Origin of the sequence: Tamilnaduibacter salinus (assembly GCF_003096655.1) — a bacterium.
Lineage (GTDB): Bacteria > Pseudomonadota > Gammaproteobacteria > Pseudomonadales > Oleiphilaceae > Tamilnaduibacter > Tamilnaduibacter salinus.
This window is the reverse complement of sequence record NZ_QEKQ01000002.1, coordinates 169,914-182,127: the sequence shown is the minus strand read 5'-3', so window position 1 is coordinate 182,127 and position 12,214 is coordinate 169,914. Positions and strand designations below refer to the sequence as shown.

The 12,214-nt window shown below is 61.9% G+C and carries 9 protein-coding genes; 6 read left to right on the top strand and 3 right to left on the bottom strand.

Annotated features, from left to right (window positions below):
* Nucleotides 1-45 precede the first annotated feature (45 nt).
* The 3 genes from C8D92_RS03445 to C8D92_RS03435 form a co-directional block, all read right to left on the bottom strand.
* Complete coding sequence (locus C8D92_RS03445; protein WP_116918402.1) at nucleotides 46-1,452, bottom strand: aminotransferase-like domain-containing protein; 1,407 nt, start codon at nucleotides 1,450-1,452, stop codon at nucleotides 46-48.
* A 190-nt stretch (nucleotides 1,453-1,642) separates the two neighbouring features.
* Nucleotides 1,643-3,229 (bottom strand): aldehyde dehydrogenase family protein, encoded by a 1,587-nt coding sequence (locus tag C8D92_RS03440; protein ID WP_116918401.1) that lies wholly within the window; start codon nucleotides 3,227-3,229, stop codon nucleotides 1,643-1,645.
* A 146-nt stretch (nucleotides 3,230-3,375) separates the two neighbouring features.
* The gene (locus C8D92_RS03435) at nucleotides 3,376-4,191 is read right to left on the bottom strand and encodes an SDR family NAD(P)-dependent oxidoreductase (RefSeq protein ID WP_116918400.1); all 816 of its coding nucleotides are present in this window, start codon (nucleotides 4,189-4,191) and stop codon (nucleotides 3,376-3,378) included.
* A gap of 259 nt (nucleotides 4,192-4,450) precedes the next feature.
* On the opposite strand from C8D92_RS03435, the gene C8D92_RS03430 reads away from it, so the two are divergent.
* From C8D92_RS03430 to C8D92_RS03405, 6 genes are all read left to right on the top strand, one after another.
* On the top strand, nucleotides 4,451-5,068 hold the full coding sequence (locus tag C8D92_RS03430; protein WP_116918399.1) for a TetR/AcrR family transcriptional regulator: 618 nt from the start codon (nucleotides 4,451-4,453) through the stop codon (nucleotides 5,066-5,068).
* Nucleotides 5,065-6,552: a flavin-containing monooxygenase gene (locus C8D92_RS03425; RefSeq protein ID WP_116918398.1), complete on the top strand. Its 1,488-nt coding sequence runs from the start codon at nucleotides 5,065-5,067 to the stop codon at nucleotides 6,550-6,552. Before C8D92_RS03430 ends, C8D92_RS03425 begins: the two co-directional genes overlap by 4 nt.
* On the top strand, nucleotides 6,549-7,487 hold the full coding sequence (locus C8D92_RS03420; protein ID WP_116918397.1) for a patatin-like phospholipase family protein: 939 nt from the start codon (nucleotides 6,549-6,551) through the stop codon (nucleotides 7,485-7,487). Before C8D92_RS03425 ends, C8D92_RS03420 begins: the two co-directional genes overlap by 4 nt.
* 116 nt (nucleotides 7,488-7,603) lie before the next feature.
* The gene (locus C8D92_RS03415; RefSeq protein ID WP_243402336.1) at nucleotides 7,604-8,806 is read left to right on the top strand and encodes an MFS transporter; all 1,203 of its coding nucleotides are present in this window, start codon (nucleotides 7,604-7,606) and stop codon (nucleotides 8,804-8,806) included.
* Nucleotides 8,807-8,973: 167 nt separating this feature from the next.
* Entirely contained in the window at nucleotides 8,974-11,004 is a 2,031-nt protein-coding gene (locus C8D92_RS03410; RefSeq protein WP_116918396.1) for a TonB-dependent receptor plug domain-containing protein, read from the top strand.
* 27 nt (nucleotides 11,005-11,031) lie between these two features.
* Nucleotides 11,032-12,213 (top strand): HmuY family protein, encoded by a 1,182-nt coding sequence (locus C8D92_RS03405; protein WP_243402335.1) that lies wholly within the window; start codon nucleotides 11,032-11,034, stop codon nucleotides 12,211-12,213.
* The last annotated feature ends 1 nt before the right edge of the window (nucleotide 12,214 follow it).

Sequence of the window (12,214 nt, the reverse complement as noted above, 5' to 3'; positions counted from 1 at the left end):
AGTAAGTCGTCGAATTAACCAGACGAGACAGTAAGGAAGTGCTGATCAATTCCTGAGTAACAACCGGGGGAGCCCTTCAAGCGCTCGGGCTCTCGGTGCATCCCAGGGATGCGCATAGCTGATACGCAGGCAATTGCGGTACTGGTCGGATATGGAGAACAGAGGGCCCGGCGTGATGACAACGCCTTCGGCGAGCGCGGGTCGGTAGGCTTTGAGGGTGTCCACATGGTGAGGAAGCGCAACCCAGACCGACAACCCGCCACGGGGAACACAGACGCGCACGTCGCAAGGCCAGTCCTGCAGTTTGCCAATCAGGTGGTCGCGGTTGGCGCGAAGCGCTTGACGCTGCCTGCGCAGATGCGCGCTCAGACTCCCGTCGGCCATGAACGACGCCACGCCCTGTTGGACGTAACGACTTCCCGCCAGCTGGGTAACGAGTTTCAGGTGAACAATTCGATCATGCCAGCGAGCGCCGGACACCCAGCCCAGACGCAGATCCCGGGACAGACTCTTGGAGAACGAACTGCACAGTATGACGCGGTTGTCCGTGTCCAGGGCTTTCAGGGGATCCGGTGGGCTCTCGAACGCGGTGTCGGCGTATATATCGTCCTCGATGATCGCCAGATCATGCTGCTTCCCGAGCTGTAGTAGCCGGTGTTTGGCAGGTTCCGGCATAACCGCCCCGCCCGGCGTGGCGAAGGCTGGCGAAACAACGCAGGCCCTGACGTCCCAGCGTGCCAGTGCCTTATCGAGCGCATCGATATCCAACCCGCTTTCCATTGAGGCCGGCATTTCGATCACCTGGAGCCCGAGTTGCTCGGCCAGTTGAAGCACGCCATAGAATCCCGGCGATTCAACGGCCACCACATCGCCGCGATCGCAACAGGCCATCAGCGCGAGAAACAGCGCATGCTGGCACCCGGATGTGATACACAGTTCATCGGCTGAGGCCGACCAGCCACGTCGTGAGTGGTGCAGGGCCAACTGCTCTCTGAGGGCGGGGACGCCGGCGGGCTCATCGTAATAGTGCTGGGTCTCGCCTCGTTGGCGTCTCAAAGACCGCCCGATGGATCGATTCAGCGACACGATCCCGGGCGGCAGGTCGCCAGAGCCGTGATGCGGCAACAGATCAAATGCCGCGCTCCGGCGCATAATGTCCAGAAGCAGGTCATTGACGCTGACTGAGCGGGGGCCATCGATGAGGTCGCCGGGTTGGGGCTTCTCTATGTCGCCCAGTTGCAACGCGACAAAATAGCCCGAGCGATGGCGGGCCTCCACCAGCCCTTGGGCTTCAAGCCGACGTAACGCGTGCTGGACCGTCGCCTTGGAGACGCGATGTTGATGGCAGAGTGCGCGGACCGATGGCAGTCGCTCCCCCACTCGCCAGCGTCGGTCGCAAATGCCTTGCGACAACCAACGTTCCAATGCCTGATAGCGATATCCCGATTCCATGCCAGGCCCCCGCGTTCCCTTTCAAGCACCGGTTTCTACACCCGAACTCGATAAAAGTAAACGCAGGTTTTGCAGAGTCAGCCACCAGCCTTGCGCAGTCGCCGACTCCTGGATAGCGGCCGTAACAGCCCGATAGGCCCGCCGCCATCCAGGACTTTGCGCGGTAGAAACCGGGCCAGGCAAGATTGCCCTACTGGAGGTACATCTTCTTCACCATCGCCGGTACCACCTTCCCGGCCGAGCGCAGGAAGTCACCCGGTGAGCGTGGTGCCACCATGTGCATGGCGTTGCGGATGGCGTTGTAGCTCTCACGGTCCTGCGGATACCACCACAGGTTGCGCTTGGCACGCAGCCAGTCCCAGTTCACCGCCTTGGGCTTGGTCATCTCCATCAGGCCCTCGGGGCCGTGGGTGCGGCCGATGCCGGACTCCTCCGGCCCGCCCCAGGGGAGGTCGGACATGCCGTGGGTGTACAGATGGTCGTTGATCGCCACGACGCCGCCCTTCACGCGTTCGGCGAGCTGCCTGCCGCGCCGGATGTTGCGGGTCCAGATGGAGGCGGTCAGCGCCATGGTGCAGTCGTTGGCGAGTGCCACGGCTTCGTCTTCGGTCTTGAACGGCATGATCGGAACCAGAGGACCGAAGGTTTCCTCCCGCATGAAGGTCATGTCGTGATGGACGTCCGTCAGCAGCGTGGCCGGGTGGAATTCACCGTCCTGATCGCCCACCGGCTGGGACTGGGCGACGATTTTGGCGCCGTTGGCAATCGCATCCTCAAGGTGACGGGCGACCGCTTCGCGTTGCTTGGCCGTCGTCATGGAGCCCAGGTCGACACCGCACTGGTCGTCCGGAGCACCATGGCGCAACTGGCGGGTTTTCTCGGCCATCCGGTCCACGAACTGTTGATAGATCGATTCATGAACGTAGACCCGCTCCACGCCGCCGCAGGACTGGCCCGCGTTCTGATAGCCGGCCCAGGCGGCGCCATTGACCGCCCGTTCGATGTCCGCGTCTTCAAGGACGATCATCGGGTCCTTACCGCCCAGCTCCAGAGAGACGGGAGTGAGCGTCTCGGCAGCCTGCGCCATCAGCTTCTTGCCGGCCGGAACCGAGCCGGTGAAGAACAGCTTATCCACGCCGTTCTCGAACATGGCCGTGGACACCTGACCGCCGGAGCCAACGATGTGGTGAAACAGCCCGTCCGGCAGATCGCCAGCCGCGACAATCCGCTCGATGGCCTGACCCACAAGCGGCGTCGCCGCCGCGACTTTCAGCAGAACCGCGTTACCGGCCATCAGGCCCATTACGATCTCACCGAAGGGGATGGACAGCGGGTAGTTCCAGGGGCTGATGATGCCGACCACGCCGAGTGGTTCGTGGCGGATTTCGGTGCGCTTACCGATCCACAGCAGACTGGACGGCTCCCGCGTTTCGGTCTTCAGAACACGAGCCGCGTTCTTGCCATACCAGCTGCAGGCCAGCATGCACGGCAGCACTTCGGTCGCCAGCGCATCGAAGCGCGTCTTGCCATTGCCATCGCTGACAATACGCGCCAGCTCGTCGGCATTGTCCCGGATGTAGTCGCGCATTTTCCGGACGTGCTTTTCGCGCTCGGAAAACGACTTGCTTGCCCAGACCGCCTGCGCTTTTCTGGCTTGCTCAAAGATCGCCGGAACCTGTTCCAGCGGCGTATTGGGCACCGTATCCATCTGGGTCCGTTTCGACGGATTGACGGCCACCGTTTCGCCGGCGGCTGGCAGGGATGCAACGTTGTTCATCGTCAGACTCCTTGCGTCACGTTGTTGTGGCGTCTGTTGTTCGGCCATCACAGGCACTCTTGTCTGTCTCAATCATACGCCGGGTGGCTGACCGCGACATTGACGCCAATAACTGTGGGCAAACGCTTCTGAAGCCTATCAGAACCTCAACGATCCGAGCGGGACTGGCGACGTGCCAACCGCTTGTCCATCTGACGGAACAACGGCTGAGTCAGGCGGGTGATTGGCCCCGGCGCGGCCGATAGTGCGATGCTCCCGGCCACCCCCAGCGGGCTTCCCACACGGGCCTGCCGGGTACGAATGGCCTTGACGATCCACCCCGCGGCCGACGCCACGTTCATCATGGGCATGTGCTGATAAATGCTCGTACGGGAGGACATGGGCGTACGCACCATCGGGTAATAGACAATGCTGACGGCGATGCCACGGTGGGCCGTTTCGGCCAGCAGCGAGCGGGAGAAAGACTCCAGCGCCGCTTTGCTCCCCAGGTAGGCGGAAAACAGCGGGATCGGAACCTGGGACGACAGGGTGGAGATGTTCACCACCTGACCATCGCCCTGCTCCAGCATGCGAGGCAGCAGCCGAAGCGTCAGACCAACGGCCGCGATGTAGTTGATGTTGATGGTGCGCTGGTAATCGTGGAGGCGGTCCAGGGCTTTGGTAATCGGCCGACGGATCGAATGAGCGGCATTGTTGACCAGTACGTCAACCCGGTCGTGATCGGCCAGGATCGCATCGGCGCAGGCGTTGAGACTGTCCTCGTCAGTCAGGTCCGCCGGATAGGTCCAGACCTCGCCGCCCTCTTTCCGGATGGATTGCCGCACGCGCCTCAATTCCGTCTCGCGACGGGCCACCAGACATAACCTTGCGCCCTGTCTCGCAAGCTGGTGTGCCGCCACCTCGCCGATACCGGAAGACGCTCCGGTCAGAACAATCGTTTTGCCTCGGGGATCAACGGGCATGAGCCAACTCCTATTGCGGGCAACTGTTGTTGCACCTCATTTCAAACCGCGAACCGGACTGTTCAATCATCCGAACATCGGGCCATAGCCGCTTCAGTATAGGAAGGCGCCGTTGAGCCGTCCTTTGCCAAGTGACGCCGGTACGGCGTCCTGACGGCCAATCCGCGCCTCCTCACTCATACTGACCCGTTATGACATTCCTCCCGGGGTTGGGCTGCGGCAACCTGAATGAACATTCATTCCGGACCCGAGTCGTTTTATGCCGGCGCCGCAGCACCTGAGGAACGAAGACAACAAACCGGACCGAATCATTAAGGCGGCGCTTGAGGTGTTCGCGGAACATGGTCTGCACGGGACGCCGGTGCCGCCGATTGCCCGCAAGGCAGGCGTCGGGGTCGGCACGCTCTATCGCTATTTCGAGAACAAGGAAGCGCTGGTGAACGCTGTCTTTCGCGATACCAAACAGCGCCTGAAGGATCACCTGACAGACGGCGTCGACCTGAATGAGCCGTCCCGGGCCCTCTTCAATGAACTCTGGGATCGTCTCACCGGCTTTGCCCGACAGAACCCGGCCGCATTCCGGTTTCTGGAAATGCAGGACCACCATGCCTACCTGGACAACGACAGCTGGCAGATCGAGCGATCACTGCTCGTGCCCATGGGCATGATGATTCTTCAGGGCCAGCAGAACGGGCTCCTCAACCCCCAGCTTCGCGCAGACATTGCCATCGCCCTCTTCTGGGGAGGTTTTGTTGGCATTTTCAAAGCCGAGGCCCAGGGCTATCTCACGATTGGTGATTCGGACCTGCTGACCGCCCGGGATGCCTGCTGGCAGGCGATCAGACATCACCCCAAAAGCGAAGGGATCACACAATGACAGCACACCGCACCCCCCACCTTTACGATGTCCTCGTGATTGGCGCCGGAATCAGCGGCATTGGACTGGGTATTCGCCTTCAGGAAGCGGGCATCACCAACTTTACCATCCTGGAGAAAGCGGGCGATCTGGGCGGTACCTGGCGGGACAACACCTATCCGGGATGTGCCTGTGACGTGCCGTCTGCCCTGTATTCCTACTCCTTCGCCCAGAAGCCGGACTGGAGCCGGGCGTTTGCGGGTCAGGACGAGATTCTGTCGTATGTCCGCGAGGTGGCAGAAAGCCGTGGCATTCCTGGTTATATCCGGTTCAACGAAGCCGTCGAAAAGGCACAGTGGGTCGAAGCGCAGAAGCGATGGGAGGTGCGGACCGGCGACCGGCTCTACCTTGCGCGGACAATCGTGGCCTGCTCGGGGTATCTCCATGAACCGGTCGTGCCCGATATCCCCGGTCTGGACGAATTCAACGGCACGCTCTTCCACTCCTCACGCTGGGATCATCACCATGACCTGTCGGGTGAGCGCGTCGCCGTGGTGGGCACCGGCGCCTCCGCGATTCAGTTCGTTCCGGAGATTCAGCCCCGTGTTTCAAAGCTGACCCTTTTCCAGCGCACGCCCCAGTGGGTGCTGCCCAAGCCAGACCACCCGATCCCCAAGGTCGAGGAACGCTTTTTTAAGCTGCCCTTCACCCTCAATGCATGGCGCCACATGCTCTACGGCGGCTTTGAGAGCTTTGGCGTGGGCTTTCGTCGTCCAGCCCTGCTCCGGCAGATCCAGAAGCTGGGCGAGGCCCATATCCGCCTGACCATCAAGGACCCGGCCCTGCGCCGCAAGCTGACCCCGGACTATACCCTGGGCTGCAAGCGGGTGCTGATGAGCAACCACTACTATCCCGCCCTCAACGAAGACAATGTGGCCCTGTTGAATACCGGGCTGAAGGCGGTGCACGGCAACACCCTTGTCGGGCAGGATGGCAGCGAATGCGAGGCGGACACGATTATCCTCGGAACCGGTTTTTTTGTCACCGAACCCCCCATTGCCGAGCGCATTTTCAATGATCAGGGGCAGTCACTTAGCCAGATGTGGCAGAACCGGATGGAAGCCTACCGCGGCACCACCATCCACGGGTTGCCCAACGCGTTCATGGTACTCGGGCCTAATCTCGGTATCGGTCACAACTCCGCCTTTATCGTGATCGAAGCACAGATCGACTACATCCTCAGTACCCTCAGAACCATGCGTGACCAGCAGCTCCAACGGGTGGAAGTGACGGCGAACGCCCAGACGCGCTACAACCGAAAGGTCCAGAAAGATCTCCAGGGCACCGTCTGGAATACCGGTGGCTGCTCCAGTTACTACCTGGACCGGAACGGCGTCAACAGCGTGGGCTTCCCCTGGAGCACCCTCGAAATGAAGCGGATGCTCAAGCGTTTCGACGCCGCCAACTACACCCTGACCCCGGCCACCGAACCGGTCTTCTCATGATGTCTGATAAACAAACACCCCGCCGGGCATTGGTTCTGGGCTGTGGTGGCGTCGCTGGTGCCGCCTGGTCCATTGCCACACTCCACCAACTGGAACGCCAACTGGACTGGGATGCCCGTGATGCGGACGTTCTCATTGGCACCTCTGCCGGCGCGGTTCTCGCGGCTCTGCTGGGCAGTGGCACGCGAGTGGACCAACTGCTCGCCTGTCAGGAGCACCGGACCCGCTGCGGGTGGGATCACGACCGGGACAGTGGCGGCGCCCTGCCGCCGTTACCCGGCATTGGCACGACGGGCCCTGGTCTGGTGCGCAAAGGCCTCCGTCGTCAGGTGTCACCACTCACGGCACTGAGCGGGTTGATGCCGCGCGGTCGTCTCGACATGACGCCGTTTCGACGTCTGATTGACCGCGCCACAAACGGCGAGCGCTGGGTAACCCATCCGGCCACCTGGCTCATGGCGGTGGATACCGATCGCGGAAACCGGGTGGCATTCGGTCATCCCGACGCGCCATCCATCCCGATGAGCGATGCGGTGTGTGCGTCTTACGGCGTGCCCGCCTGGTGCCCACCCCTGACCCTGAACGGGCGACGCTACATCGACGGTGGCGTGGCGTCCCCGACCTCCGCCGATATTCTGGTGGACGCCGACGTGGAGGACGTCATCATCCTCGCGCCGATGGCATCCAGGACACTGGACCGGTCCGCGTCACCGCTGATTCAGATCGAGCGCGGCGTCCGCCGGTATATGACGGCGATCGTCGACCGGGAAGTGGCACTGCTGGAACGTGCCGGCAAACGGGTAATCCGCCTTGAGCCGGGGCCGGCCGATCTGCGGGCTTTTGGCTTTAACATGATGGACCCGGGCCGACGCCATCGCGTTCTCAACACGGCGTTGAGGACATCGCCGGGGACCGTCTCTTCCGCGCTTCGTTGAGCCGGGCCACCCTCCGGTATTCCGGTTGGCCATGAGCAGAATCGCCTATTTTCAGCGTCGGCCGGCACTCGTTAATGTCGCACGCTAACGAAAGCGATCAGGGAGTGCGCTTGTCTATGTCGCCCGGCACATCGTCCGTGTCTCAACTGTCCCGATTTCGGATTCTCTTGATCGAATTCGCCCTGGCCATGGGCGGATTCGGCATCGGCACCGGCGAATTCGCGATCATGGGCCTGATGCCGAACGTCTCGCGCGACCTCGGCGTCTCCGAACCCCAGGTCGGGCACCTGATCAGCGCCTATGCCCTGGGCGTGGTGGTGGGCGCGCCGATTCTGGCCGTGCTCGGTGCCCGTTTCTTCCGGCGACACCTGTTGATACTGCTGATGGGCTTCTACGCCGTCGGCAATCTCGCCAGCGCGTTGGCTCCGGGCTATGACAGCCTGCTCGTATTCCGCTTCATCGCCGGCCTGCCCCACGGCGCCTATTTCGGCGTGGCCGCTCTTGTCGCCGCGTCACTGGTGCCGCCCCATCAGCGGGGCAAGGCCGTCAGTCGGGTCATGATCGGGCTGACGCTGGCGCTCATGATCGGCAACCCGCTCGCCACAGTCCTCGGTCAGTCTCTCGACTGGCGCTATTCCTTCGGGTTTGTCGGCGTCGTGGCGTTGGTGACGGTCGCGTTGATCGTCGTTTTTCTGCCGCTGAACCGGGACGAGCCCCGTAACAGTCCGCTCCGGGAGCTGAAAGCGTTCAATCGGTCCCAGGTCTGGTATGCGCTCGCGATCGGCGCCATCGGATTCTCCGGAATGTTCTGTATTCTCAGCTATCTGGCGCCGACTCTTTTGAACAAGACTGAAGTCAATCCGAGCTGGATCCCCATCGCGATGGCGGTGTTTGGCCTGGGCGGGTTCTTCGGCAACATCCTGGGCGGCTGGCTCTTCGATCGCTTCCAGTTCCGCAGCGTCGGACTGTTACTGCTCTGGGCCGCCGTGATGCTCGCCCTGTTCCCCTTCGCAACCGAGTCCATCTGGACCACGCTGATTATCTGCTTTCTGATCGCCCAGATGGTTGCGCTTGGACCGGCACTCCAGACCCGGCTGATGGACGTGGCCAATGACGCCCAGACCCTCGCCGCCGCCTCCCATCACGCCGCGTTCAACGTCGCCAATGCGATCGGCCCCTGGCTAGGCGGCATGGCGATCACCGCCGGGCTGGGCTGGCAGTTTACCGGTTATGTCGGCGCGGCGACGGCGGTCGCCGGGCTGCTGATCTTTTTCATGGCCTATCGGGAGAGAGCATCCCAGGTGTCTCTGGCGCCCTGATCACCCCAAGTCACTACCCCAAAGGCCGCTCATCCGGGCTGGCTTTTTCATTTCCTCCTCTTTTATCACTCTGTGGTCCGCATAACCCCTTTTTTCGGCCCTGTTGACTTCAGAGCGAACTGGAATGATAATCTCTCGCATTCGTATTGGGTGGAAGGGAGATTCCGATGACGCCATCGGGCCAAAATCTGATCGTCGGTGCTGGTACGGTTCTGTTGGTATTGTCCCTGAGCCCCCTCAGTGCCGCCGCCCCGTCTCAGCCCTCCCAGCAACAACAGGCCAGCCTCCCCCTCGATGAACTCGTGGTGACCGGAACACGCACGCCAAGAAAGGTCAGCGATACGCCGGTCCGCACCGAAGTCGTCTCCGGCGAGGAGATTCGGAAAACCCACGCCAAGACCGTCAAAGAGGCCCTTGAGAATGTCCCTGGCCTCCTCCTTCGACGGGTTCACGGGAAATCCGGTTACGAAATCTGGCTCCAGGGCCTGAACGCGGACCGCGTACTGGTGCTGATCGATGGCCTGCCGATGACCGCAACGACCGGGTCATCCATGGATGTCAGCCAACTGAACACGCTGGCAATCGAACGCATCGAGATCGTTAAGGGCGCGGTATCGGCCCAGTACGGCAGTGCGGGCATGGGTGGGGTCGTGAATATCATTACCCGCCCGATCCCCGAAGGCGTGGTGGGATCGCTGACGCTCGACGGCGGCACCTACCGTGATCAGAACCCCAGTGGCGATCCCAACGATGTTGCAAAACGCAATGCGCGCGCCGCGGTATCGCTGGGCGGAAGTCACTGGCGCTGGCGGCTCTCGGCGGCGCGGCAGGAGACGGATGGGATCGACCCGGAGCCCGACAACTGGGCCCGCCCCGGTGACGCCGTGGAGCGGTCACATCTCACCAACCGCCTTGAATGGCATCCCGGTGATGGCCATCAGGTGACGGCCCAGCTCCGTTACTTCCGCGAGGAGGCGGGATCACGGTATGTCCTGGCCCGGCCCGGCAACCCGGTGAATGCCGGCAAGGACGAACTGGCCGAACGCTGGCGTGGCACCCTGCTCGGTGACCATCAGCCGGAAAGCGGTCCGCAATGGCACTGGCGCCTGGTTCACGAAACACTGGACGACACGACCAGCAAGTTCACGCCGCTCGGTCGATTCGACCATCGTGAGTCGACCCATACCGTCTCACGGGCGTCAGGCTGGACCCAGTTCCAGCCCTTCGACCGCCACCAGGTCCAGATTGGAACCGACCTGTCCCGCGCCAGTCTTGAGCAGTACAAGGATGGCGTGAGTGAGCTGTCAGGAGACGGCACATTTACCCGCAACACCCGGGAGGGCTGGCTTCAGGCCACCTGGTTCGCCACCGAGCACAGCGAGTTGGTCGCTGGCGTTCGCGCGCAGCGGGACTCGGATTTCGGCAATCACGTCGCGCCAAAGCTGAATGGTCGCTATGAACTGGTTGATGGCCCGGATATTGGCGTTTATCTGCGGGGCGGATGGGGCGTCGGTTATCGCGTACCAAACCTCAAGGAACGCCATTACCGGTTTGACCACAGTGAGCTGGGGTATGTCGTTCGGGGCAACCCGGACCTGCAACCGGAGGAATCGGACAGCTACCAACTTGGGTGGGGGCTGAACTACCGCAAGGAAGCCTGGTTCGAGGTCAACGCCTTTCTTAACAACATCGATCAGCTCATCCAGACCGAAAGCGATCCCTCCGCCACCGAGAACGGTGTCCAGGTCTTTGAGTACGCCAATGTCGACCGTGCCCGTACCCGCGGCGTTGAAACCACAATGGGCTGGCAGTTCAGCGGGGACTGGAAACTGTCCGCCGGTTACACCTACCTGGAGACGGAGGATCTGGACTCCGGTCAGCGGTTAACCAGGCGCCCCCGGCATCATGGCACCCTCTCACTGACCGGCGGGACCCCGGTTCCCGGCCTCTCCTGGCTGGCGCGGATGCGCGCTCAGAGCTCGGAGCTTGTCGATCAGGAGAGTGGCGCGGAGTCGCCGGGCTTCACCACCGCCGATATCAAGCTCAATCAATCGATTGGCGATCACCTCACCCTTTTCACTGGGGTCGACAACCTCACTGATGAGCAGCGCAACTTCAACGACAACAACGACTTTGGCCCGGTGTCCGGTCGGTTCTTCTATGCCGGCCTGACGCTGAGCTTCGGTCCGACCCCCTGACATCACCCAAGAAAGAAGGACTTTCTCATGATGACCCGAACCACCCTTTCAATTGCCATTTCAGCCCTGCTTCTCGCCGGTTGCGGTGGCGGCAGCGACAATACGGTCTCCAACGATGACGGCAACACCAACGCCTCCGGAGACGGAAACAACAGCGGCGATCAGCAACAGCGCGAGGTTTCCAGTCAGCAGGTGGATGCCAGCGATCACAACGAATCGATCTACTTGAACCTGAACACAGGCAGCACGCTGAACCTGACCGCCGCCGAAGCGTCAGCATCAACCGACTGGCATCTTGCGTTCCAGCGGAACGACATCAAGCTCAATGGCGGCAACACCGGACCCGGAAATGTCGCCGGTGCCGTGGCGGCGGAACAGGCGGACTTCTATAACGACGACGGATCGGCAAACGCCAGCGTCTTTTTGAACGCAACGGCCGACTCCGAGAGCGAGCACCTTATGGCCTCCATGAGCGAACCGTCGTCATGGACCAGTGATGCGGTGGTCACCGAGTTCGGTGACGCCTGGTACACCTACGATTTCCAGACGCATACGGTATCGGCCAACTCAGACAACGGCTGGCTGCTTCGGGCCGGCGAGAGCGATAGTTACGCGCGAATGCGGGTCAACCAGTTTGATTACCCATCCGCCGACGGCGATGTGGATTTTGCCATCGACTTTGACGTGCAGCCGTCCGGCGCAAGCCAGTTCACACAGTCAGCCTCTTTCGCTGGCAACATTCCGGCCAGCGGCGGCGAAGTCTGCTTTGATTTCAACGGAAAGAGCACAACGGGCTGCGACACGGCCAACTGGGACCTTAAGGTCGGCGTCCAGGGCCGCAGTCTCTATCTGCGTAGTAACAGCGGCGTTTCCGGCGATGGCGACGGCGGTGTATTCGGCCCCATGGCATGGAGCGAGATCAGCACCTACACGAGCGCGACCACCACTCCGGGAGGCGGCGATATCTCCACGCACTACAGCGCGGACACAACGGGCGGCGTTTTTTCGGATTCGTCCTGGTACGCCTACAACCTTCAGGGCCAGCATCAGCTTTGGCCGAACTACCGCGTCTACCTGATTGACACGGACACAACGGATGACCAGTCAACGGTCTACGCCCTGCAGGTCATCAGTTACTACAACGATGCCGGCACCAGCGGTCATCCCCGTGTCCGGTGGGTGGAAGTGGACCTGGGGGCGGAGCAGTGAC